This is a genomic window from Roseomonas sp. SRI_022 (genome assembly GCF_057586215.1).
Map to the genome: position 1 here is coordinate 27347 of NZ_JBYCZL010000005.1, position 24357 is coordinate 51703.

Annotated in this window: 20 protein-coding genes; 14 read left to right on the forward strand and 6 right to left on the reverse strand. The window is 69.7% G+C overall.

Annotated elements, in window-relative coordinates:
• Positions 1-48: 48 nt before the first annotated feature.
• The gene (locus AC2YHJ_RS06255; RefSeq protein WP_487394709.1) at positions 49-1464 is read right to left on the reverse strand and encodes a phenylacetate--CoA ligase family protein; all 1416 of its coding nucleotides are present in this window, start codon (positions 1462-1464) and stop codon (positions 49-51) included.
• A gap of 113 nt (positions 1465-1577) precedes the next feature.
• On the opposite strand from AC2YHJ_RS06255, the gene AC2YHJ_RS06260 reads away from it, so the two are divergent.
• From AC2YHJ_RS06260 to AC2YHJ_RS06270, 3 genes are all read left to right on the forward strand, one after another.
• Positions 1578-2006, forward strand: a complete 429-nt coding sequence (locus AC2YHJ_RS06260; RefSeq protein WP_487394710.1) for a hypothetical protein — start codon at positions 1578-1580, stop codon at positions 2004-2006.
• 115 nt (positions 2007-2121) lie between these two features.
• A complete protein-coding gene (locus AC2YHJ_RS06265) occupies positions 2122-3369 on the forward strand; it encodes an ABC transporter substrate-binding protein (protein ID WP_487394712.1) in 1248 nt (415 codons plus the stop codon).
• 171 nt (positions 3370-3540) lie between these two features.
• Positions 3541-5952 (forward strand): recombinase, encoded by a 2412-nt coding sequence (locus AC2YHJ_RS06270; RefSeq protein WP_487394713.1) that lies wholly within the window; start codon positions 3541-3543, stop codon positions 5950-5952.
• Positions 5953-5992: 40 nt separating this feature from the next.
• Here AC2YHJ_RS06270 and AC2YHJ_RS06275 read toward each other — a convergent pair whose 3' ends face one another.
• Positions 5993-6775, reverse strand: a complete 783-nt coding sequence (locus AC2YHJ_RS06275) for an enoyl-CoA hydratase/isomerase family protein (protein ID WP_487394714.1) — start codon at positions 6773-6775, stop codon at positions 5993-5995.
• A gap of 89 nt (positions 6776-6864) precedes the next feature.
• On the opposite strand from AC2YHJ_RS06275, the gene AC2YHJ_RS06280 reads away from it, so the two are divergent.
• Complete coding sequence (locus AC2YHJ_RS06280; protein WP_487394715.1) at positions 6865-7914, forward strand: DMT family transporter; 1050 nt, start codon at positions 6865-6867, stop codon at positions 7912-7914.
• Positions 7915-7926: 12 nt separating this feature from the next.
• On the opposite strand, the gene AC2YHJ_RS06285 is transcribed toward AC2YHJ_RS06280, so the two are convergent.
• From AC2YHJ_RS06285 to AC2YHJ_RS06300, 4 genes are all read right to left on the reverse strand, one after another.
• A complete protein-coding gene (locus AC2YHJ_RS06285) occupies positions 7927-9234 on the reverse strand; it encodes an MATE family efflux transporter (protein WP_487394717.1) in 1308 nt (435 codons plus the stop codon).
• Positions 9235-9626: 392 nt separating this feature from the next.
• Positions 9627-10565, reverse strand: a complete 939-nt coding sequence (locus tag AC2YHJ_RS06290; protein WP_487394719.1) for a 2-hydroxyacid dehydrogenase — start codon at positions 10563-10565, stop codon at positions 9627-9629.
• A gap of 127 nt (positions 10566-10692) precedes the next feature.
• The gene (gene eno, locus AC2YHJ_RS06295; protein WP_487394720.1) at positions 10693-11982 is read right to left on the reverse strand and encodes a phosphopyruvate hydratase; all 1290 of its coding nucleotides are present in this window, start codon (positions 11980-11982) and stop codon (positions 10693-10695) included.
• Positions 11979-12965, reverse strand: a complete 987-nt coding sequence (locus AC2YHJ_RS06300) for a phosphotransferase family protein (protein WP_487394721.1) — start codon at positions 12963-12965, stop codon at positions 11979-11981. The genes eno and AC2YHJ_RS06300 overlap by 4 nt, the downstream gene beginning before the upstream one ends.
• Positions 12966-13123: 158 nt before the next feature.
• On the opposite strand from AC2YHJ_RS06300, the gene AC2YHJ_RS06305 reads away from it, so the two are divergent.
• The 10 genes from AC2YHJ_RS06305 to AC2YHJ_RS06350 all read left to right on the forward strand — a co-directional run bounded on the left by AC2YHJ_RS06305 (position 13124) and on the right by AC2YHJ_RS06350 (position 24355).
• Positions 13124-14713 carry an ABC transporter substrate-binding protein gene (locus AC2YHJ_RS06305; RefSeq protein WP_487394723.1) on the forward strand — a complete coding sequence of 530 codons (1590 nt, stop codon included), beginning with the start codon at positions 13124-13126 and terminating at the stop codon, positions 14711-14713.
• Positions 14714-14806: 93 nt separating this feature from the next.
• Entirely contained in the window at positions 14807-15775 is a 969-nt protein-coding gene (locus tag AC2YHJ_RS06310) for a S1C family serine protease (RefSeq protein ID WP_487394724.1), read from the forward strand.
• Entirely contained in the window at positions 15775-16329 is a 555-nt protein-coding gene (locus AC2YHJ_RS06315; protein WP_487394726.1) for a cupin domain-containing protein, read from the forward strand. The genes AC2YHJ_RS06310 and AC2YHJ_RS06315 overlap by 1 nt, the downstream gene beginning before the upstream one ends.
• Positions 16330-16418: 89 nt before the next feature.
• Positions 16419-17753, forward strand: a complete 1335-nt coding sequence (locus AC2YHJ_RS06320) for an extracellular solute-binding protein (protein ID WP_487394727.1) — start codon at positions 16419-16421, stop codon at positions 17751-17753.
• Between the two features lie 4 nt (positions 17754-17757).
• Positions 17758-18678 (forward strand): carbohydrate ABC transporter permease, encoded by a 921-nt coding sequence (locus tag AC2YHJ_RS06325; protein WP_487394728.1) that lies wholly within the window; start codon positions 17758-17760, stop codon positions 18676-18678.
• Positions 18678-19505, forward strand: coding sequence for a carbohydrate ABC transporter permease (locus tag AC2YHJ_RS06330; protein ID WP_487394730.1), 828 nt, complete (start codon positions 18678-18680; stop codon positions 19503-19505). The genes AC2YHJ_RS06325 and AC2YHJ_RS06330 overlap by 1 nt, the downstream gene beginning before the upstream one ends.
• A 57-nt stretch (positions 19506-19562) precedes the next feature.
• Positions 19563-19886: a hypothetical protein gene (locus AC2YHJ_RS06335; protein ID WP_487394732.1), complete on the forward strand. Its 324-nt coding sequence runs from the start codon at positions 19563-19565 to the stop codon at positions 19884-19886.
• Between the two features lie 292 nt (positions 19887-20178).
• The gene (locus tag AC2YHJ_RS06340; RefSeq protein ID WP_487394734.1) at positions 20179-20643 is read left to right on the forward strand and encodes a (2Fe-2S)-binding protein; all 465 of its coding nucleotides are present in this window, start codon (positions 20179-20181) and stop codon (positions 20641-20643) included.
• A 13-nt stretch (positions 20644-20656) separates the two neighbouring features.
• Positions 20657-22855 (forward strand): xanthine dehydrogenase family protein molybdopterin-binding subunit, encoded by a 2199-nt coding sequence (locus AC2YHJ_RS06345; RefSeq protein ID WP_487394735.1) that lies wholly within the window; start codon positions 20657-20659, stop codon positions 22853-22855.
• 78 nt (positions 22856-22933) lie between these two features.
• Positions 22934-24355 (forward strand): M20 family metallopeptidase, encoded by a 1422-nt coding sequence (locus AC2YHJ_RS06350; RefSeq protein WP_487394736.1) that lies wholly within the window; start codon positions 22934-22936, stop codon positions 24353-24355.
• Positions 24356-24357: the final 2 nt, after the last annotated feature.

Here is a 24357-nt window from a genome sequence, read left to right on the forward strand (position 1 = left end):
GGTGAGCACCCGGATCATGGCGCGGGTGCGCGGCCTGCGAAACCCCGGCTACCCCCCGTCCGGCATGTCGCAGACGAAATCCTCGAACTTCCCGGCCGCGCTGCGCGGCAGTTCCGCCATCGCCTCGACCGTCACGCGGAAGGCGGCGCCGAACTTCTTCCGCGCCCAGGCGATGACTGCGTCCTCCTCCGCCGCGGTCGGCGCCCGCACCACGGCGAGTGAGACATGCAGGTGGTCGAGCGCCTTCTGCGCGATGCGGTACTGGCGCAGCGGCGGCACCGCCGCGACCAGCCCCGACAGGTCGCCCGAGGACAGCAGCGGCCAGCGCCGTTCCCCGCCCGGCAGGCGCAGCATGTTCTGCCGCCGGCCCAGGATGCGGCTCAGCACGGGCAACCCGCGGCCACAGGGGCAGGGCGGCCCGACCTCCGCCGCATCGCCGATGTCGTAGCGGATCAGCGGCATGGCGAGGTTGTGCAGCGGCGTCACCAGCACCCGCCCGGTCTCCCCGGGGCGGCAGGGCTGCCCGTCTTCGCCGATGACCTCCACCCGCAGCCCTTCCGACTGCACGTGGAAATGCGGGTGGTCGGGGCATTGCAGTGCGAGATAGCCGGCCTCCCGCGTGCTGTAGATGTCGATCACCGGGACCTGCCAGGCCGCCTCGATTACGTCCCGCGCGTCCGGCCGCAGCATCTCGGCGATGGCGATCGCCTGACGCAGCCGGGGCAGGCGCACCCCGGCATCCCGCGATGCTGCCGCCAGCCGGGCGAGGATGTTCGGATGCGACAGCACATAATCCGGGTCCTGCCGCACCAGCCATTCGAGTTGCTGTTCTACCGGCGTCGTCACGTTCAGGCTGACGAGGCGCCCAGTCTCGAACAGCCCGGCGCTGGAAAAGCCCCAGCCCTGCTGCGCGTCGCCATCGGGCCAGGCGGCCTTGCCCGCGCCGCTCTCGCGGATCACCGCCATCGTTCCGGTCAGGTCGCGGCGGTGCCAGAGGTGGTCGCGAATCGTGAAGGCGCTCCAGACCAGTTCCCAGAGCTGGCTGCGCACCGCCCGAATCGGCATGCCCGTCGAGCCGGAGGTGAAGACCTCCCGGTACTCGCCATGCCCCTGGGGCAGCGCGTCGGCGAGCATCGTCTCGCTGGCGTCCGCCGCCTGGATCTCCTCCCGCCGCAGCACCGGCAGGGACTGCCAGGCCGCTTCCCATGCCGCGCCATCGGCGGGGTCCGGCCAGTCGCGCGGCAGCCGGCCGCGGTAGAAGGGCACCTGGTCCCGCGCGTGGGCCAGCAGGGCAGACAATTGGCGGCGCTGCATCTGCCGCAGCCGTTCCTCGGACCACCATTGCGATTGTTCCAGCTGGAACAGGATCGCCAACAGCGCCGCGCCCGGCGCGGCGGGCAATGCGGGCCAGGCGACACCGGGCGTGGCCGAGACGATACTGAACGGAGGGGCACCGCGATCCATGCGCCAAGCTCTCCCGATGTTGTGTCTTCGCGGTGTCTACGCCCGCCATGACTCTGCCATGTCGCGCTGTCATGCCAATATGAACACCACGCGAATGGCAGCCGGAGGGCCCGATGCGACCTGTGACGATCAGCGCCATCCTGCTTGGCGTCGCCCATGTGACGCTTGGCGGTGTCGCGCAGGCCGCCATGCCAAGCGTGGCCCCGATCATGGCCGATGGTGCGGATGGCGGCGCCGGCGTGACGCTCGCGCGCGCCGGGGCCAACCCGTTCCTCGCGTTGCCGGAAACCCGCCAATCGGCGTTGCTGCCGGTGGGCGAAGGCGGTGAGGGTGGTCGCGGCCGCTGGCGCCGGGGTGGCTACGGGCCCGGCTACTACGGCTGGGCGCCGCCGCCGCCGGTCTATTACGCGCCGCCCCCGCCGCGGTACTACCGGCCGCCGCCGCCGGTCTATTACGCGCCGCCCCCGCCGGTTTATTACGCGCCGCCGCCGCCCGCCTATTACGCGCCGGCACCGGGCGTCAGCCTGAACTTCCGCTTCTGAACCGCGATTCGGCCGGGCGCGTGGCCGCATGCCGCGCGCCCCGCTTGCGCATGGGCCGGGCCCATGCAACGGGATGGACCGCAACCTCGAACGACAATCGGGAGCCGTCCAGACCATGACCATCGTGAACCGCCGCCAGATCCTGGCGGGGGGCGCCGTTGCTGGTGCCGCGACCCTGACTTCCGGCCGCGCCTGGGCGCAGCAGCCGCGCGAGCAGGTGATCCGCATCGGCGTGCTGGCCGATTTCTCCGGCCCCTACCGCTCCACCTCCGGGCCCACCAGCCTCGCCGCCGCGCAGCAAGCCGTCGAGGACATGGGCATGGCCGGCCGCGGCATCCGGGTGGAGGTGATCCAGGGCGACCACCAGAACCGCCCCGATGCGGCGCTGGCACTCGCCCGGCGCTGGATCGACCAGGACGGCGTGGACATGATCTGCGAGTCCAACAACTCGGCCATCGCGCTCGCCGTCGCGAACCTGGTGAAGGACAAGGACAAGGTGCAGCTCGCCTCGGGCGCGGCGTCCTCGGCGCTGACCGGGCCGCAATGCACGGCGAACACCATCCAGTGGACCTACGACACCTGGATGTTCTCGAACGTCGTGGGCGGTGCCTCGGTGCGTGCGGGCGGCAACACCTGGTACATGATCACGGCGGATTATGCCTTCGGCCACCAGCTCGAACGCGATGTCGGCGAATTCGTGACCAAGGCCGGCGGGCGGGTGCTGGGCTCCGCGCGCTATCCCTTCCCGGGCACGGCCGACTTCTCCTCCTTCCTGCTGCAGGCGCAGGCGTCGCGGGCGAAGGTGGTCGGGCTCGCCATGGCGGCGGCGGACATGGTGAACTGCGTGAAGCAGGCGCATGAATTCGGCCTGACGCGGCGCGGCGCGCAGCTCGCGGGCATGATCATGTTCGTGCAGGACATCAAGGCGATCGGCCTCGAAGCGTCGCAGGGCATGTTGCTGTCGGAAGTGTTCTACCACGACCTCAACGACCGCACCCGCGCCGTGGCGCAGCGCATCCTGCGCCGCACGCCGGACAACATGCCGGGGCAGGAGCATGCGGGGACCTATTCCTGCGTCATCCACTACCTCAAGGCGGTGATGGAAGTGGGCGTGCCGCGGGCGAAGGCGAGCGGGCTCGAAGTCGTGACCGTCATGAAGCGCATGCCGACCGATGACGACGCCTTCGGTCCCGGCCGCGTGCGCGAGGACGGGCGGAAGATCCACCCCGCGTACCTGTTCCAGGTGAAGAAGCCGGAGGAAAGCCGCGGCCCCTGGGATTTCTATCATCTGAAGGCCACCGTCCCGGCCGAGGACGCCTTCCGCCCGATCAGCGAAGGCGGCTGTCCGCTGGTGCGCGGCTGACGACTCGCCGCGGGGCCTGGGGCGACTCCCCGGCCCCGCGGAAAATCCAGAACTAGCGGGTCAAGAGCCTTCGGGGCACAATATGTGGTAGTCAGGAAATCGTATTCCTGATACCACTTTCCCTGTCGAATCGCCGCGAGGAGGCGGCGCGTCGGAAGGGGAAAGATCCAGATGGATGGAATGCAGGCCGGTGCCCGTCTGGCACCGAACGGGGTCGTGCGGCCGCTGCCCGGCGGCACCTTCGGGGAGGCCAAGGCCACGCCCCGTCCGCTCGATCCCGGCATGGGCGTCGCCGTCGCCCGCCGCACCGTCTTCCGCCCCGAGGATGCCGAATGCTTCGGCCGCGTCGCCGATCGCGTTGCCGAGGGCAACATGTCGCTGCTCGGCCGGCCGCCCACCGCGCGCGACCGCATTGAGCGCGATCGCCTGCGCAACGCCATCGCCACCGGCGCGCTGATCACCTCCGGCCGCCACCTGCAGCATGGGGATGCGCAGCAGGCCAGCCGCAACATGGAGGTCTTCACCAACTGCGCGACGGCCATCGCCTCCTTCACCAAATTCTACCTGCTGCTGAACGGGTCCGGCGTCGGGCGCGCCTATGACGACGCGCTGATGGCGGTGGATTGGGCGCGCGCGCCGCGCGTGCTGCTGCGCCTGTCGTGCGACCACGCCGACTATCCGCGCGACCGCGCCGCGCTGCATCGCTTCGGCAGCGAATTCGGCCTGCTGCCCTGGGGCGCGGCCGAGGCGGATACGGACGAAGCGGCGATCCGCGCCTTCATCGACCGCGAATGGGTCGATGCCGCCCCGGCCGATGCCATCCACCTCATCATCGAGGACAGCCGCGAAGGCTGGGCCAAGGCCATCGAGCGCATCGAGAGCATGGCCTTCGCCGGTGATACGGACCGCACGCTGCTGCTCGACTTCTCCGCCATCCGCCCGCGCGGTGCGGCGATCGGCGGCATGCAGGGGCGCCCGGCCTCCGGCCCGCTGTCGCTGATGCGCGCCGTCATGGCGATCCGCCGCGACGTCATCGAACCCGCCCGCGACGCCCGCCTGCCGGACCCCTGGGAACAGGCGATGCTGGTGGACCACCACCTGTCGGTCGAGGTGCAGGTCGGCGGCGCCCGCCGCGCCGCCCGCATGGCGACGAAGAACTGGCGCGACCCCGGCATCATCCGCTTCATCCGTGCCAAGTCCGAGGGCGGGCTGTGGACGGCGAACAACTCGGTGATGGTCGATGCTGCCTTCTGGCGCGGCGTGCAGGCGGCGCGTGCCGGTTCGGTGCGCGCCGACGACAAGCGCGCGCTCGAGGTCTTCGAGGAAGTCACCCGTTGCGCCTTCGTCAATGGCGAGCCTGGCTTCATCAATGGCGACATGCTGGAGGACCACCGCACCGGCCGCGCGCGGGAGAAGCCCGTGCATCATGACGGCCGCGACGTGCGATCCGCCCGCTACCAGGTGGACCATGCCGCCGCGCTTCTGGCGGACCTGTCCGCCCGCGCGGCGGAGGCGCATTTCCCCTGCACGACGAACCCCTGTGGCGAGATCGTCCTTCACGTCACCGGCGGCTACTGCGTCATCGCCGATTTCGCGCCGCTGCTGGCCTGCCCGGTCGATCCCGCGACGGTGCCGCCCGGCATCATGCCCGACGCGATGGCGACCGAATGGGATGACCGCGTGGAGGACGCCGTTCGCCTCGGCGTGCGCTTCCTGATGCGCGCCAATTCCATGGACGCGCTCTACGGTGAGGAAGTCCGCCGCACCAACCGCATGGGCATCGGCCCGACGGGGCTGCACGAATGGGCCTGGGCGCGCTTCGGCCTCGACTTCGACGACCTGCTCGACGAGGCGAAGTCGGCACCCTTCTGGGAGGCGCTGTCCCGCTTCTCCGACGCGGCGAAGGAGGAGGCGGACGCCTATGCCGACGAGCTCGGCCGCGCGCGCCCCTTCACAGTGACGACGGTGAAGCCGGCCGGGACGACATCGAAGCTGTTCGGCCTGACCGAGGGCGCGCATCTGCCCGCCCGACGCCAGTATCTGCGCTGGGTGCAGTTCAAGGGCACCAGGGGTGAATCCGGCAACTGGCTTGCGGATTCCGATCCGCTGCTCGCCGACTACGAAGCCCGCGGCTATCCGGTGCGCACGCTGCGCTCCTTCCCCGGCATGTCGATCGTTGGCTTCCCGACGCTGCCGCTGATCCAGCGCCTCGGCCTCGGCGACCGGCTGAAGACCGCGCCGGAAGCGAGCCCCGAGGACCAGTATCGCTGGCTGTCGCTGATGGAACGCCACTGGATCGGGGCGGAGCGCGGCAACCAGATCTCCTACACGCTCAAGGTCTATACCGACCGGCACGACCTCGACGCCTTTCGCGACATGCTGCTGACGCATCAGCCGAATGTGCGCTGCTGCGCGGTGCTGCCTTCCGCGCCCGACTCCGCCCTCGGCTACGAATACCTGCCGGAGGAGGAAGTCACGGAAGCCGAGTTCCAGGCCATCGTCGCCGCCATCCGCGACCCCGCGCTGCATGAGGCGCTGGACATGGCGCATCTCGCCTGCGCCGGCGGGGTCTGCCCGATCTAGTGGTGCCGTTCACCCGGCCGGCATGGCGCCGGCCGGGCCGTCAGCGCCCCTCGAAGACCGGCTTGCGCTTTTCCATGAAGGCACGGGCGGCGTTGCGGAAGTCCTCGGTGAAGGCGAAGGAGCCTTCGCGCACGCGGTCCTGCTCTGTGATGGGCAATTCACCGCGCAGCTGCTGCATGGCGCGCTTGTGGAAGCGGGCCGACAGCGGCGAGCCCTGCGCGATGCGCACCGCCAGGGCCTGCGCTTCCGCGTGCACGGACCCGTCCGCGACCAGGCGGGACAGCAGGCCCTTCTCCTGCGCCTCGCGCCCGGTGAAGACGCGGCCCTCGATCAGGATCTCGGCGGTCACGGCATAGCCGACCGACTGCATGATCGGGTCGATCTCCTCATAGGCGTAGAAGATGCCGAGGTTGCGCGCGGGAATGCCGATCCGCGTCGCTTCGGACCCAATGCGGAAGTCGCACATGGTCGCGATGCCGCAGCCCCCGCCCATGGTCCAGCCGGAACAGGCGGCGATGGTGGGGTGCAGGCAGGTGCGGATGGCATGGAAGGCGCCGTGCAGCTCGCGCCCGTAGATCGCCTCGCGATCCGGCGTGCCGCGTTCATGGGCGAAGGCGGAGATGTCCGCGCCGGCGCAGAAGGCTTCCTCCCCGGCGCCACGGATGATCACCGCGCGCAGGGATTCGTCGGCGGATAGCGCCGAGAGCGCCTCCCCCAGCGCGATCCACATCGGCAGGTCGAGGCAGTTGCGCTTCTCCGCCCGGTCGATGAGGACGGTGGCGATGACGCCGTCTCGGGACGTCTTGATCAGGTCGTGTGGCATGGCGGGGTTTTAAGCGGCCGAGCCGGGCAGGGAAACCATTCCCGCATCGCGCCTGCCCCGCCGGCACCGGGACGGGATAGGCTCCGCACATGATGCACAGCGGCATAACCCTGGCGCTGCTTTCCGCGGTGCTGTTCGGCGCCAGCACGCCCTTCGCGAAGCTCCTGCTCGGCGCCGTCGATCCCTGGATGATGGCCGGGCTGCTTTATCTCGCGGCGGGGGGTGGGCTCGCCGCCTTCCACGCCTCGCGCGCCGCCCTGCGGCTGCCTGTCGCCGAGGCGCCGCTGCGCCGTTCGGACCTGCCCTGGCTTGGCCTGGTGATCCTCGCGGGCGGTGTGGGCGGGCCGCTGTTGCTCATGTTCGGGCTGGCCCGCACCAGCGCTGCCAGTGCCTCCCTCCTGCTCAACCTGGAGGGGCTGGCGACGATGGCGATCGCCTGGCTGGCCTTCCGCGAGAATGTGGACCGGCGGCTGCTGGCCGGCGCCGCGGCGATCCTGGCCGGCGCGGCTACGCTGTCCTGGCAGGGCAGCGCGTCGCTCGACACCGGCGCCCTGCTGATCGCCGGGGCCTGCCTGTGCTGGGGGCTCGACAACAACCTGACGCGCAAGCTCTCCTCGGCCGATCCAGTGCAGATCGCCATGCTGAAAGGGCTGGTCGCGGGCGCGGTCAACCTTGCCCTGGCGCTGGCGCAGGGGGCGGCCATCCCGCCCATCGGCGCCATGCTGGCGGCCGGGGTGGTCGGCTTCCTCGGCTATGGCGTCAGCCTTGTGCTGTTCGTGCTGGGGCTGCGCCATCTCGGCACCGCGCGCACCGGGGCGTATTTCTCGCTCGCCCCCTTCGTCGGCGCCGCGGTGGCGGTGCTGATGCTCGGCGAGCCGGCCTCGGCGCGGCTTCTCATCGCGGCGGTTCTGATGGGGATCGGGCTTTGGCTGCACCTGTCCGAGCGGCACGACCATGAGCATCGGCATGAGGCGCTGGAGCACGAGCACCGGCATTCGCATGACGAGCATCATCGGCACGAACACGGGCCGGACGCGCCGCCCGGCGAACCCCATACCCATTGGCACCGGCACGAGCCGATGGTGCACCGGCACCCACACTACCCGGACCTGCACCATCGGCATGAGCACGGCCGCTGACGGGCCACGCCGCTACCGCCACACCCCCGGCCGCACCGACACCGCCACCAGCAGCCCGTAGGCCACCAGCGCCATCGCGACCGCCGCGAAGGCGCCGGTCAACCCGGTGGTGGTGAAGGCGGCCAGCAACCACCCGCCACCCACGGCGAAACCCAGCCGCGACACCGATGCCGCGAAGGGCCCGCGCATCCGCCCCGCGCCCTGGGACGCGAAATACAGCGCCATCCCCAGGCCGAACGGCCCGAAGGACGGGCAGACCCAGCGCAGATACAGCACGATCGCGTCCTGCACCGCGGGGTCGGAGGCGAAGAGTCGTGCCAGCGGATGCGGGAAGATCGCCGCCGCCAGCCCGATCACCCCCGCCGCCCCGCCGGCGAACAGCCCGCCGCGCCAGGCTGTCGCCCGGGCCGAGGCCCAATCCCCCGCGCCGACCCGCCGCCCGACCAGGGAGGTCAACGCCACGCCAACCCCGAAGCCGAGCGGGATGATGAGAAATTCCAGCCGCACGCCGACGCCATAGGCCGCAATCGCCGCCGTGCCATGGGCGGCGATCAGCGCCGTCATCAGCACCACGGTCAGGTTGGCGATCGTCGCCATCACGGTCGCGACGACGCCGACCGACAGGATGCGGTGGAACAGCGCCCAGCGCAGCGGCGCACCGAAGCGCGGCGCGAAGCCGGCGCCGCCGCGCGCGATGACCACCAGCATCGCCACCGTCGCGACCGCGTAAGCGGTCAGATAGGCGATCGCCGCACCCGGCAGGCCCCAGCCGAGCACCAGCATCAGCACGCCGGACAAAGGTGCCTCCAGCACCCAGGTCACGGTCATGATTGCGGCGGGTGCGCGCATCCGGCCCGCACCGCGCAGCGCAGCACCCAGGATGTTGGCGAGCCACACCAGCACCGCGCCGCCGAACAGGATGCCGGCATAGGACAGTGCGTGGTCGAGCGCCGGCCCCGTCCCGCCCACCGCGCGGAACAGCATCGGCCCGAAGCCGAGGGCGAGGCCCGTCGTCAGCAGCCCCATGGCGATTGCAATCACCGCGGCATGCGTCACCAGCGCGGCCGCTTCCTCCATTCGCCCGGCGCCGATCGAGCGCGCCAGCGCCGAGGCCACGCCGCCGCCCATCGCCCCGCCCGAGGTCATGTTCATCAGCATCAGCAGCGGCAGCACCAGCGCGTAGCCGGCCAGCGCATCGGTGCCGAGCCGGCCGATCAGCGCCGCCTCGCCGGTCTGGGCCGCGGCCTGGACGAAGGTGACGAGGATGGTCGGCGCGGACAGCCGCGCGATCTCGGAGACTGGGGCAGGGGCCTGGGTCATGGACGAGGCGGCATCACAGCGGCCGCCACCTCATCGGATCGCGGCTGTGCCGCGATCCGCGAGCGCGAAGCGCGACCGCGCCCATCCTGCCCGTCGTGCCCAACGCGACAGGGCAGGGCGCGTAAGCCAAGTGCGCGGATGCGCACGCCGGCGCCGGGGACAAAATAGAGCCCGGCGCAGGGCACCATGGCGCGACAGCTAAAGGCGGCCACGACCTCATCGGATCGCGGCTGTGCCGCGATCGGCGAGCGCGAAGCGCGACCGCGCCCATCCCGCCCGCCGTGCCCAACGCGACAGTGCAGGGCGCGCAAGCCAAGTGCGCGGATGCGCACGCCGGCGCTTGAGGCACAACAAAGACCCGGCGCGGGCGCCCGAAACCCGACAAATCTCGCTCACGCCACCCGGTGCAGCAGAGCTTCACCCGCGCCGAGCCTTCTTACATTCTCCGCCGCGATGGCGAAGGACCGGTCGAAGGTGCCGGCCGTCAGCCAGCCGACATGCGGCGTGACCACCACATTGGGCAGCGCGAACAGTGGGTCGGACGCATCGGCCGGTTCCTGCGCGAAGACATCGAGCCCCGCCGCCCCGAGATGGCCGGCGCGCAGTGCCTCGGCCAGCGCCGCCTGGTCCACCAGCCCGCCGCGCGCGGTGTTCACCAGCACAGCGCCCTTCCTCATCCGCGCGATGGCGTCGGCATCGATCAGCCCGCGTGTTTCCGGCGTCTCGGGGATGTGCAGGGAGACGACGTCCGATTCTGCGAGCAGGTCATGCAGCGAGCGGAAGTCGCCAGCCGCGTCCGGCTTCGGTGCGCGCGCCGTGTAGAGCAGCCGGCAACCGAGCGCGGCCAGCACCGGCGCCAGCAGCGCGGGGATGGCGCCGTAGCCGACCAGCCCCACGGTGCGCCCGCCGAGTTCGAACAGATTGTCCTGGAGCACCGGCGGCTGCGCCCAGCCGCGGCCGGCGCGCGTCTCCACGTCGAAATGCGAGACGCGGCGCAGCGCACCGAGCATCAGCAGCAGCGTCAGTTCCGCCACCGCGCGGGAATTGGTACCGGGCAGGTTGCACACGGCGATGCCACGGGCGCGCGCCGCGTCGAGATCGATGGTGTTCACCCCGACACCGATCTTCTGGATCAGCCGGAGATTCGGCGCGGCTGCGATATGTGCGGCGGTGAGCGGCTTCAGGACGTGCCAGATCACCTCGGTCCCGGGCAGCGCGGCGGCAAGGGCGGCGTCATCGGCCTCGGGGCAAACCGACAGGTCGAGCCCGGGCAGGGCGCCCAGCCGCGCGATGAGGCCAGGCCCGGCCGTGTAGTGCAGCAGCACCTTCATGGAGCGCGGCCTTGATTTCGGAGGCCCTGCCGGGCTATAGGAATAAAATCAATACCATGGCCGCGACCGGGCCGAGCCGGGCGGGCCAAATAAAGTCCTAAAAGCCTAAAGTGATAAATGCGCCACATCACCGGCGCGACCGTCCGAGCACCGCACCGCCGGCGAAGCGCGCGCGGGTCCCGAGACCTTCCTCGATCCGCAGCGCCTCGTTCCACTTCGCCATGCGTTCGGATCGCGCGAAGGACCCGACCTTCAACTGCCCGACGCCCCAGCCGAGGGCGAGATGGACGATGGTGACATCCTCCGTCTCGCCGGACCGCGCGGAGACGATGCCAGCATAGCCGACTTCCTTCGCCGCCTCCCACGCCGCCTTGGTCTCGGTCAGCGTGCCGCGCTGGTTCGGCTTGATCAGCACGGTGTTGGCCGCGCCGTTGCGCGCGGCTTCACGCACGCGCGTGGCGTCGGTCACCAGGAAGTCGTCGCCGACCACTTGCACGCGGTGGCCGACTTCCTTGGTGAAGGCGGCGAAGCCGGCGGCATCGTCCTCGGCGAGCGGATCCTCGATGGAGGCGATCGGATAGGCGTCGATCCAGCCGAGCAGCATGCGGATCATGCCATCGGTATCCAGTTCGCGCCCTTCGAGGCCGAGCCGATAGCGCCCGCCCTTGCCGAAATCGGTCGCAGCGATGTCGAGCGCGATTGCGACCTGCGATCCTGGCTTGAAGCCGGCGCGCTCGATAGCTGCGACCAGCGTTTCCAGCGCCTGCTCGTTGGCGGTGAAGGCGGGCCACCAGCCGCCTTCATCAGCGACACCTTGCAGTAGGCCGCGATCCTTCATGATGCCGCCGGCGGCACGATAGACCTCGGCGGTCCAGTCCAGCGCCTCCGCGAAACTCGTCGCGGCCGGGCAGATCACCAGGAAGTCCTGGATGTCCACGCGGCGGCCCGCATGCGCGCCGCCGCCGAGGATCTGGATCTGCGGCAGCGGCAGCAGCGTGGCGTCATCGCCGCCGAGATGCTTCCACAGCAGCATCCCGTTGGCATGGGCCGCCGCATGGGCTGCGGCCATCGATACGGCGAGCGTCGCATTGGCGCCGAGCCGCGACTTGTTCGGCGTACCGTCGAGCGCGATCAGCGCCGCATCCAGCCTCGCCTGGTCGGCGGCATCCATGCGGGTGACACGCGGCGCGATCTCCTCATTCACCGAGGCGACCGCGCCCTTCACGTCATACCCGCCGAAGGCGGTGCCACCGTCGCGGCGGTCGAGCGCCTCGCCGCTGCCCGTGCTCGCACCAGCCGGGGCGATGGCGATGCCGCGCGCGCCGCCGGCCAGCCGCACCTCGGCTTCGACCGTCGGGCGGCCGCGGCTGTCCCAGACGCGGCGGCCGCGCACGGATTCAATGATGGTGGAACTCATGCGCCGATCTCTTCCCCCCAGGCGAGCCGCACCGCGCGCAACCGGTCGGGCGGGCAGGCCAGCAGCGCGCGCGCCACGCGGCGCACGCGGTCCTTGTCCTTCTCCTCGGTCAGGTACTCGACCGGGCTCTTGCCGTCCACGCGCGCCAGGAACAGCCCTGGCAGCAGGGAGGCAGCGCGCGCTTCCAGCGCCGCCGGCGCTTCCCACGCCACGCCGGCGAGGTAGGCGGTGGCCAGCACCTCGAAGCCATGTAGGAAGCGGGGCGCCGCTTCGGGCGTCCACAGGCATTTCAGCAGCAGGTGGTTCAGGCAGAAGGCGAGATCGAAGGCCGGGTCGCCCCACCAGGCGCATTCGGCATCGAGGAAGATCGGCCCACCCGGCCCGACCAGGATGTTCTTCGGGCTGACATCGCCATGCACCAGGGTCAGCTTCGTCGCCGCCGTGCGCGCGGCGAGGCCTTCCAGCGTGGGCGCGAGGTCCGGATGCGCGCGCCCCGTCGCGATCAGATAGGGCTCGAGCCGGATGGCGTGGAACAGCGAGTCAGTTGGGAAATCCGAGGCGAGCCCCGGCCGCGCCGCCGCGAAAGCGTGGATGCGCGCGATGCGCCGGCCGACCTCGGCCGCGAAGGCCGGATCGGCATGGCCTTCGTGCAGGCGCACCTTCCAGACGGGGTGCTGGTCGGGCGTCAGCCATTCCATGACCAGCGTGCCCGTCGCCTCGTCCTGGCCGAGCAGGGCGGGGGCGGAACCGGGTGCTGCCTCCGCCGCGCGGGCGAGCCAGCGCGCCTCGTAGCGATTGCGCACGACCGGGGCGCGCCAATCCGCCGCGACCTTCAGCTTCGCCAGGGCGCGCTTGATGCAGACCTCCCGGCCATCGGGCAGCACGACGCGCCAGATGTCGGAGGAGACGCCACCGGCCAGCGGCAGCCCGCGCGCATGCGCGTCCGGGGCGAGCAGCCCCATCGCACGCAGCCCGGCGGCCATTTCTTGAGGAACGCTTTCCATCCTTTGGAATGGTAGCGCAGGCGCGCGAAAGGGCGAAACCACACCCGCATCGCTTTCGCGTGCGGGCTGTGCGGCCCGCTGCTAGCGTTGCGGGGCAGGGAGAATTGGCCAGTCGCCGACCACCACAAGGAGGCCGCATGTCTGTCAGTCGTCGTTCCGTTCTTGCACTTACGGGTGCGGGCTTTGCCGCGCCCAGGCTCGCGATGGCGCAGGGCACCAATGTCCTGCGCTTCATCCCGCAGATCGACCTGGCCTTCCTCGATCCGCACTTCACCACCGCCTATGTGACGCGCGGCCACGGGCACATGGTGTTCGACATGCTCTACGGGTCGGACGCCTCCTTCAATCCGCACCCGCAGATGGTGCAGGGCCATACCGTCGAGAACGATGGCAAGCTGTGGAACCTGACGCTGCGCCCCGGGCTGCTGTGGCATGACGGGGAACGCGTGACGGCGCGCGACTGCGTCGCCTCCATCCGGCGCTGGGCGAAGCGCGACGCGCTTGGCGGCGCGCTGATGGAGCGCACCGATGAGCTGAGCGCGCCCGACGACCGCACCATCCGCTTCGTGCTCAAGCGGCCCTTCCCGCTGCTGCCCGCGGCGCTCGGCAAGGTGACCTCGCCGATGCCGGCGATGATGCCCGAACGGCTCGCCAACACCGACCCCTTCACGCAGATCACCGAGATGGTCGGCAGCGGGCCGTTCCGATTCCTCGCGAATGAGCGCGTGGCGGGCTCGCGGAATGTCTACGCGAAGTTCGACCGTTATGTCCCGCGCGAGGACGGGCCGGCGGAATGGAATGCGGGGCCGAAGCGCGTCTTCCTCGATCGGGTGGAATGGACAACGATCCCGGACGCCGCGACCAAGGTCGCGGCCCTCGCGCAGGGCGAGCAGGACTGGTGGGAGAACCCGACCCATGACCTGCTGCCGCTGCTGCGCCGGAACCGCCAGGTGAAGATCGAGGTCACGAACCACACCGGCTCGGTCGACATGATGCGGCCCAATCACCTGCAGCCGCCCTTCAACAATCCGGCAATCCGCCGCGCAATGCTGCACGCCTTCAGCCAGGCGGACTTCATGCAGTCGATCGTCGGCGACGACAGCGCCATGTACCACGTGCCGCACGGCGTCTTCTGCCCGAACACGCCGATGGCGAGCGAGGCGGGGCTCGAGCCGCTGCGCGGGCCGCGGGACCTGAACAAGGTCAAGGACATGCTGAAGCAGGCGGGCTACGCGAATGAGAAGGTCGCACTGCTCGCCGCCGTGGACTACGCCCAGTTCAAGGCGATCGGGGAGGTCATGGCCGACGTCATGTCACGCATCGGCATGAACGTGGACTATGTCGCGACGGATTGGGGCACCATGCTGTCCCGGCGCAACAACCGCGGCCCGGTCGACCAGGGCGGCTGGTCCTGCTTCAACACTGGCTGGGAGGGCGTGGACCACATGGACCCGGCCAACCACTACGCCATCCGCGGCAACGGCAACGACCGCGCCGGCTGGCCCGGCTGGTGCGTCAGCCCGCGGCTCGAGGAACTGCGCGAGGCCTGGTTTGAGGCACCCACACTCGCCGCCCAGCAGGAGATCTGCCGCCAGATGCAGGTCCAGTGCATGGTCGATGTGCCCTCGATCCCCCTTGGCCAGTACCTGCAGCCCATCGCCTATCGCGCCAATGTCACCGGCGTGCAGAAGGGCTTCCCGACCTTCTGGAACGTCCGCAAGACGTGACCGGCCTGCCCTCCGCCGGCCGGGGTGCCATGCGCGCGCCGGACCGTGCTAGAACCGAGGCCGCAATCGCAGCGGGGCGCCGGCGGACAAGGCATGAGCAAGGACGAGTTGGACATTCCAGAGCACCTTCAGCCCGACCCTTCGGAATGGTCCTTCAACATCGATGACGCCCTGGCGCGGGTCGTGACGCTGCGCAGCCACGTCCCGGCTGATGCCTTCACCTCTCGCGCCCTGGGCACCGAGCGGGAGGGCAGCGGCGTCGTCATCCGCGACGGGTTGGTCCTGACCATCGGCTACCTGGTGACCGAGGCGGAGGCGATCTGGATCACCACGGCGGATGGCCGCGTGGTTCCGGGGCACACGCTGGCGGTGGACCAGGAAACGGGCTTCGGCCTGGTGCAGGCGCTGGGGCGGCTCGGCGTGGCGCCGATCGAACTCGGCGACAGCGAGGCGTTGCGGATCGGCGCGCCGGTCATGCTGGCGGCGGGCGGCGGGCGCGCCCACACGATCAGCGGCAAGCTGGTCGCGCGCCAGCCCTTCGCCGGCTACTGGGAATACCTGATCGAGGACGCGCTGTTCACCGCCCCGGCGCACCCGTCCTGGGGCGGGGCCGGGCTGATCGGGCCGGACGGCAAGCTGGTGGGCATCGGATCCCTGGTGTTGCAGCAGGGGGAGGAAGGGCGGCGGCTCGACCTCAACATGGTGGTGCCGGTGCATCGCCTGTCGCCGGTGCTGAACGACCTCGTGACCCTTGGGCGGGTCAACCGCCCGGCACGGCCCTGGCTCGGCCTCTATGCGACCGAGGATGAGGAGGGGGTGGCGATCGCCTCCCTCGCCCCTGGCGGGCCGGCGGAGAATCACGGCGTGCGCAGCGGGGACCGGGTGCTGTCGGTGGATGGCGCCGTGGTGACCGACCTCGCCGAGATGTGGCGCGCCGTCTGGGCCTGCGGCACGGCCGGGTCGACGGTGAAGCTGAAGCTCGGCCGTTCGCGCGGGTCGCGGGAGATCAACGTCGTCTCGGCCGACCGCACCGCCTTCCTCAAAGCACCGAGGATGCATTGATGGCCGGCGTGCTGGTGGTCCCACCCGGGCAGGGGGAACAGCACTGGCAGCCCCAGCCAGCCAATGGCTGGATCGAACTGCTGGCCACGCCGCGGTTGCCCGGGGCGCCCGCGGGTTTCTCGGCGGGGCTGCAGGAGCTGCCCCCGCTCGGCAAGATTCGCGAGCACGCCCATCCCGCCCAGACCGAGATCTTCTGGATCATCGAGGGGCAGGCGCTGGCGCGGCTGGACGGCGTGGTGCGGCGAATCACGGCCGGCACCTTCATGGTCGCGCCACCCCATGCGCGCCACGGCTTCATCAATGATGGCGGCGGGCCCTACCGCATGCTGTGGATGCTGGTGCCGGCGGGGCTCGAGGATTTCTTCGTTGCCATCGGCAAGCCCAAGGTTGCTGGCGCGGCGGACCCAACGCCATACCCGCGGCCGGCGGAGACCGGAGCGATCGAATTGTCCACGGTGTTCGAGACGCTCGACCCGCCGCCGGCGCCACCCTGGGATACCGCGCCGATCACCGACGCGGCCGTGCTGGACGCGCTGCGGCGCGAGGCCATCTAGTCCCGACTTGCGCGGACTCCCGCTTCGGGCCGAACATCCGCGCCCAATCAAGGCGGGCGCCGACCCGTCGCATTTGCGGAGGGAATGACATGACCCGTGGGATCACACGCCGCACGGCGCTTTCGGCCGGCGCCGGCCTGTTGGCCGCACCGCCGATCGTGCGCCAAGCCAATGCCCAGTCGGCCTTCGACTGGAAGCGCTTCTCCGGCGAGCGGATCGAGGTCAGCCTGACCTCCAATCCGCGCAGCACCATCCTGATCCAGAACCAGCGCGAGTTCGAGGACCTGACCGGCATCCGCGTCGGCGCCGAGCAGATCCCCGAGCAGCAGCACCGCCAGAAGTTCGCGATCGAATTCGCCTCGGGCCGTCCGTCCTTCGACGTCGTCGGCATCAGCCTGCATGTGAACAAGCGCCAGGTCGGCAAGGCGCGCTGGTGCACCGACATCAAGGCGCTGATGGCCGACCCGACCATCACCGCGCCGGATTTCGACTTCGCCGATTTCGGGGAAGGCGCGGTCGCCTACTCCACCCAGGCCGATGGGCGGATGGATACGCTGCCGGAGTTCACGGACTACTTCATCCTTTACTACAACAAGGAATTGCTGGAGGCGAAGAACATCCGCGCCCCGCAGACCTTCGACGAGATGTATGAAAGCGCGCGGCGGCTGAACGATGCCTCCCGCCAGATCTACGGCAATGTCGGGCGCGGGCTGCGCAACGCGAATGTCGTGCTGTATTCGTCCTTCCTGCTGGGGACGCAGCAGCGCGACTTCCTCGACGCGCAGCGCCGGCTGATCAGCGACTCACCGGATGCGATCTGGGCGGGCGAGTTCTACAAGAAGCTGCTGCGCGACTGCTCCCCGCCGGGCGTGTCCGGCTTCAACTGGAATGAGAGCCAGACGACCTTCATGCAGGGTCGCGCCGCCTTCTGGCTGGATGGCGTCGGCTTCGCCGCGCCGCTCGAGGACCGCACCCGGTCCCGCGTCGCCGGCAAGGTCGGCTACGCCGTCGTGCCGCGTGGTCCGGCGCATCACCACTGCGCCATGTTCGGCACCGCCTTCGGCATCGCCGAGGCATCCCGCAAGAAGGGTGCGGCTTGGCTGTATCTGCAATGGGCGTCGGGCAAGCAGAATCAGCTGCGCTACCTGACCTCGGGGGCCGGTTCGCCGGCGCGCACCTCGGCCTACCGGAACGAGGAGGCGATCAGCCAGTCTCGCTTCTCGCGCGAATTCTTCAACACGCTGATCGAGAGCGCGCGGATCAGCCGCCCCGGCCTGCCGGAGATCGTGCCGGTCACCGAGTTCCGTGACACGATCGGCGCGGCGTTGACCAGCACCATCGGCGGCGCCGATGTCGCGACGGAGCTGCGCCGCGCGACGGAGGCATTCCGCCCCATCCTCGAACAATCCGAACGCGAGAGCTGAGGCGATGGCAGGCAGCACGACCACGCTGGACGGCGCGGCGACGGGGACGACACCCCGCCGCCGGAACAACTACGCCCGCCGCTACTGGTGGTTCGTGGTGCCCTGCGGGGCGGTGGTGCTCGGCACCATCGTCTTCCCCTGGGTCTTCACCGTGTACATGTCGATGCACGACTTCAAGCTCGGCGGCGCGCGGGAATGGGTGGGGTCCGCCAACTACGCCAAGCTCGTCACCGATGAACGCTTCCTGCTGTCGATCGTGCGCACGCTGTACTTCACGGCGCTGTCGGTGGTGATCCCGATGGTGCTCGGGCTGTTGGCGGCACTTGCCTTCGCGCGGAAGTTCCCGCTGCGGGGGCTGGCGCGGACCATCTTCATCCTGCCGATGATGGCGACACCCGTCGCCGTCGCGTTGGTCTGGACGATGATGTTCCACCCGCAGCTCGGCGTGCTGAACTGGCTGCTGCAGCAGGTCGGGCTGCCGCCGTCCATGTGGGTCTATGCGCCCGACACCGTCATTCCGACGCTGGTGATGGTCGAGGTCTGGCACTGGACGCCGCTGGTGATGCTGATCCTGCTCGGCGGTCTCGCCTCGCTGCCCATCGATCCGTATGAGGCGGCGAAGATCGACGGGGCGACGCCGTTCCAAGCCTTCTGGCACATCACCCTGCCGCTGTTGGCACCCTTCCTGGTGGTGGCGCTGATCATCCGCACCATCGATGCGCTGAAGGCGTTCGACACCATCTACGTCATCACCCAGGGCGGGCCCGGCACGGCGAGCGAGACGATCAACATCTTCCTCTATCTGCAGGCCTTCGCTTACTACAACCTGGGCTACGCCAGCGCCGTGGTGGTCGTCTTCTTCACCATCATCATCATGCTGGCGATGGTGCTGCTGTGGACCCGTGCGCGGGTGAAGGACGCGTGATGCGCAAGGTCAAGCGTATCGCCGGGGATATCGGCTTCGGCTTCGGCGTATTGATGCTGGTGGCACCTGCCATCACAGTCTTCCTGTGGATGCTGTCGCTATCGCTCAAGACCGAGCTCGACAACACCGACTATCCGCCGATCTTCATCCCGAACCCGCCGATTATCGACAATTTCGTGCAGGTGTTCGAGCGCAACAACTTCCTGAAATACGCGATCAACTCGATCATCGTCTCCTTCTCTGCGACGGGCCTCGCCATCCTGTTCGGCGTGCCGGCGGGCTATGGCATCGCCAAGATGAAGGCGACCAAGGCGGCGGTGGTGATCCTGATCGCGCGCATCACGCCGGGCCTGTCCTACCTGATCCCGCTGTTCCTGCTGTTCCAGTGGATCGGGCTGACCGGCACGCTGGTGCCGATCGTCATCACCCACCTGGTCATCACCGTGCCCATCGTGGTGTGGATCATGATGGGCTTCTTCGAGGGCCTGCCGCCAGAACTGGAGGAAGCCGCCCTGGTCGATGGCGCCACGATCTGGCAGGCCTTTCGCCATGTGGCGATGCCACTGGCCAAGCCGGGGATCACGGTCGCGACGATCCTCGCCTTCATCTTCTCCTGGAACAACTTCATCTTCGCCATGGTGCTGGCGGGGCGGGAGAGCCGGACGCTGCCGGTCGCGGTCAACAACATGCTGACCTTCGAGCAGATCTCCTGGGGGCCGCTGTCGGCCGCGGCATTGCTGGTGACCGCCCCGGTGCTGCTGCTGACGCTGCTGGCACAGAAGCAGATCGTGGCGGGGTTGACGGCCGGGGGTGTGAAGGGCGGCTGAGGCAGGTTTGCAACGGGGGCGAACCTGCCTATCTTCGAATGCAGAAGGAGACCGCCGATGTCCCCGCACCGCATTCCCGTCGCCGTCCGCTTCATGGTCCTGCATGGGCTGGTGGGCTTCGGCCTCGCCACAGTGTTCGTGGGGGCGGTGCTCTGGGCCGATCCGGGCGGCGCGGGCCAGCTGATCCTGAAGCATGGCGGCTTCCCGGTGATCGCCCTGCTGTGGTTCTTCAGCGGGCTGACGCTGGGGTCGGTGCAGATCGGCACTGCGGTGATGCTGCAGGATGGGCGGGGCGATGCGCCGCGTCGCGGGCATCGGCAACGCCTGTCCAACACGCCGGTGCCGGCGCGCGCGGCGGCGCCGGCACAGCCGGGGCGCTGACCGACTTTCTGCCCCGCCCCCTTTGCGGGTGATCGCGGCGACCCTCGCCGGACGTATTGTTCCAACATGGCGCGGTGCCGCCTTGCCGCGACGGCCGCCCGATCGGCGAGGTGCGTGACGTCGCGGCAGCCGATGACGCCGACCCGTGCCCAGGGCGTGTCAAACCAACCGCAGGCGATGCTGCGCTGCGGCGCGGATCGCCGACAGATTTCGGGTTGCGCGCCGGCGTGGAGCGGCCAAGTCTTTCCCAGGGAACAAGGCCGGCAAAGGCCGGCCGCATGGGAGGACGCCGATGACCCAGACCGTCGCCATGACGGTGAATGGCCGCGCCGCGACCGTCACCGTCGACGACCCGCAGATGCCGCTGCTCTATGCGCTGCGCAATGATCTCGGTCTGACCGGACCGCATTACGGCTGCGGGCTCAGCCAATGCGGCGCCTGCACCGTACATGTGAACGGGGAGGCCGTGCGGTCCTGCCAGGTGCCGGTCGCCGATGCGGCGGGCAAGACGATCGTGACGCTGGAAGGCCTCGGCACGCCGGATCGCCCGCATCCTTTGCAGGCCGCCTTCATCGCCGAGCAGGCGGTGCAGTGCGGCTACTGCGCCAATGGCATGATCATGGAGAGCGCGGCCTTCCTCGCGAAGACGCCACGCCCGACCGAGGCGCAGGTGCGCGACGCGCTCGCCAATAACATCTGTCGCTGCGGCACGCATCCGCGTGTCGTCGCGGCCGTCATGCGCGCCTCGCGCGGTTGAAGGGAGGGGTGCCATGAACGCGATCACGAACCGCCGCGCCCTGCTCACGGTCGGTGGGGCCATGATGGTGGCCTTCTCGATCGGGTTGCGCCCGAAGGGTGCCGCCGCCTGGACGGAGAAGCCCGTCGCCGGCGACGAGGTCGCCGCCTTCCTGTCCATCGATGCGCAGGGCGGTGTCACGGTCTATATCGGCAAGGTCGATCTCGGCACCGGCGTGCGCACCGGCTTCATGCAGATCGCCGCCGAGGAACTCGACGTGCCGATGGCACGCATCCGCGTCGTCGAGGGCGACACGGCGCTGACGCCGGACCAGGGGCCGACCTATGGCTCGCTGTCGATCCAGAATGGCGGCGTGGCATTGCGCGCGGCCTGCGCGACGGCGCGGCGCGAGTTGCTGAACATGGCCGCCGCACGGCTCGGCGTCGCGGCGGCGTCGTTGCAGGTGGCCGATGGCGGCGTCAGCGGCGGCGGGCGCGGCGTGTCCTATGCTGAACTCGTCGGTGGTCGCGCCTTCACGCTGAAGGTCGATACCAACGCGCCGATCAAGCCGCCTGAGGCGCGGCGCATCGTCGGGCGCAGCGCGCCGCGCGTCGATATCCCGGAGAAGGTCTTCGGGCGCTTCCAGTACGTCCATGATTTCCGCCTGCCCAACATGCTGCATGGCCGCCCGGTGCGCCCACCCGCGATGGGCGCGACGGCCGAAGCGGTGGATGAGGCAAGCATCCGCGACATTCCCGGCGTGGTGCGCGTGGTGCACCAGGGCGCCTTCGTCGGCGTGGTGGCGGAAACCGAGTGGGCCGCGATCCGCGCCGCGCAGCAGCTCCGCGTGCGCTGGTCCAGCTGGGCCGGCCTGCCCGACCAGGCGCGCATCTGGGAGCATGTGCGCGCCACCCCGGTCGCGCAGGTGCAAGTGACGCTCGAGCGCGGCGACGCCGCCGCGGCGATCCAGGGTGCGCCACGCCGGATCTCGGCATCCTATGACTTCGCGATCCATTCGCACGCCTCGATGGGGCCGTCCTGCGCGGTCGCTGAATTCCGCGACGGCAGGCTGACGACCTGGAGCGCGAGCCAGGCGACACATAACCTGCGCAAGCAGCTCGGACTGATGCTCGACATGCCGGTCGAGCAGGTCCGCTGCATCTACATGGAAGGTGCGGGATGCTACGGCCGCAACGGGCATGAGGATGCGGCGGCCGATGCAGCACTCCTGGCGCGTGCGGTCGGGCGGCCGGTGCGCGTGCAATGGATGCGCCAGGACGAGCATGGCTGGGACCCGAAAGGCCCGCCACATCTGGTGGATCTGCGCGCCGGCCTCGACGCCCAGGGCAACATTGTGGGATGGCAGGCCGATGCATTCATTCCCAAGGGTGCGGGCGGCAATGTCGATCTGACGGCCGCGGAACTGGGCGGATTGCCGCGGGAGAACCAGATCCACCCCGGCAACATCATTCACAATCTCGCGTTGCCCTACACATTCCCGTCGATCAAGACGACCTGCCACCGGCTGGACAACACGCCGTTCCGGCCATCCTGGATCCGCACGCCGGGGCGGATGCAGAACACTTATTCAAATGAGGCGTTCCTCGACGAATGCGCCGCGCTCGCCGGCGCCGACCCGGTGGAGTATCGACTGCGCCTCATCGCCGCCGACGACCCGCGCGGACGGGAAGTGCTGGAACGCTGCGCGCGCCTCGCCAACTGGCAGACGCGGCCGTCACCGCAGCGCGAGCGTACCGGCGAGATCCTGCGCGGCCGCGGCGTGTCCTATGTGAAGTATGAACTCGTCCGCACCTATGTCGCCGCGGTGGCGGAGGTCGAGGTGAACCGCCGCACCGGCGACATCCGCGTCACGCGCTTCTTCTGCACCCATGATTGCGGACAGATGATCAATCCCGACGGCGTGAAGGCGCAGGTCGAAGGGAACATCATCCACACCCTGTCCCGTACGCTGAAGGAGGAGCTGACCTTCGACCGTTCGACGGTGACGAGCCGCGACTGGGGCTCCTACCAGGTCATCACCTTCCCCGAGGTCCCGGAGATCGTGATCGACCTGATCGACCGCCCTGCCGAACGCCCCTGGGGTGCGGGTGAACCAGCGGCGGCGATCGTGCCCTCGGCCGTCACCAACGCGATCTTCGACGCGACCGGCGTGCGGCTGCGGTCCGTGCCCTTCACGCCGGCCAAGATGCGGGCCGCCCTGCAAGGGGCGTAACGATCCAGGGGCGGCGCTGGACGCCGGCGCCGCCCCGCGCGACATTCCCGGCCCCTATTGCCCCTGGAGAAGTCCGCCATGCAGAACACCGAAGAAATCTGGCGCCTCGTCGATGCCAAGGCACCCGATGCCATTGGCCTTGCGGACCGCGTCTGGGGCATGCCGGAACTCTGCTACGCCGAGGTCCGGTCCTGCGCCGAGCACACCGCTCTGCTGGAGGAGCACGGCTTCCGCGTGACCCGGAACGTCGCCGGCATCCCGACCGCCGTGATGGGCGAGGCGGGGGAGGGCGGTCCGGTCATCGCCATCCTCGGCGAGTATGACGCGCTGCCGGGCCTGTCCAACGAGGCCGGCGTGGCCGAGCACAAGCCGCTGCCCGGCGACGGGTCGGGCCATGGCTGCGGGCACAACCTGCTGGGTGCTGCGTCCCTGCTCGCCGCCTCGGCGGTGAAGGACTGGCTGGCGGCGAACGGGGTGAAGGCACGCGTGCGCTACTATGGCTGCCCGGCCGAGGAAGGTGGCGCCGCCAAGGGCTTCATGGTCCGCTCCGGCGCCTTCGACGATGTGGACATGGCGATCTGCTGGCACCCGGCTGCCTTCACCGGCGTGAACGAGGCCGTGTCGCTGGCGAATACGCGCATCGACTTCTCCTTCACCGGGCGCTCGTCGCATGCCGCGGCGGCGCCGGAACTGGGGCGCTCGGCGCTCGACGCCGTCGAACTGATGAATGTCGGCGTCAACTACATGCGCGAGCATATGCCTTCGGATGCGCGCATCCACTACGCCTATCTCGATGCGGGCGGCATCGCGCCGAACGTGGTGCAGGGCACCGCGAAGGTTCGCTACCTGATCCGCGCGAAGGACTTGGTGGGGCTGAACCAGCTCGTCGCGCGCGTGCGCAAGATCGCCGACGGCGCGGCGCTGATGACCGAGACCTCCGTGTCGACCAAGGTGGTCAGCGCGGTGTCGAACCTGCTGGCGAACACGCCGCTGGAGCAGGCGATGCACGACAACATGCAGCGCCTGGGCGCGCCGCAGTTCGACGACGCCGATCGCGCCTATGCCCGCGAGATCCAGAAGACGCTGTCCGACGAGGACATCGCGGTGGCCTTCCGCCGCCACGGGCTGAAGGTGGAACGCGAAAAGGTGCTGTGCGACGAGATCGTGCCGCTGGATTCGAAGGGCCATGGCGGCGTCGGTTCGACCGATGTGGGCGATGTGTCCTGGGCGGTGCCGACGGTGCAGGCCCGGGGCGCGACCTACGCGATCGGCACGCCGGGGCATTCGTGGCAGCTGACGGCGCAGGGCAAGTCCGGCATCGCGCATAAGGGCCTGGTGCATGTCGCCAAGGTCATGGCCGGCACCGCCGTTGACGCGATCCAGAACCCGGAGTTGCTGGCGGCGGCCAAGGCCGACCACAAGGCGCGCACCGATGTGCACCCCTATGTCTGCCCGCTGCCGGCCGACGTGAATCCGCCGATCAAGATGTCGGCCGACTGATC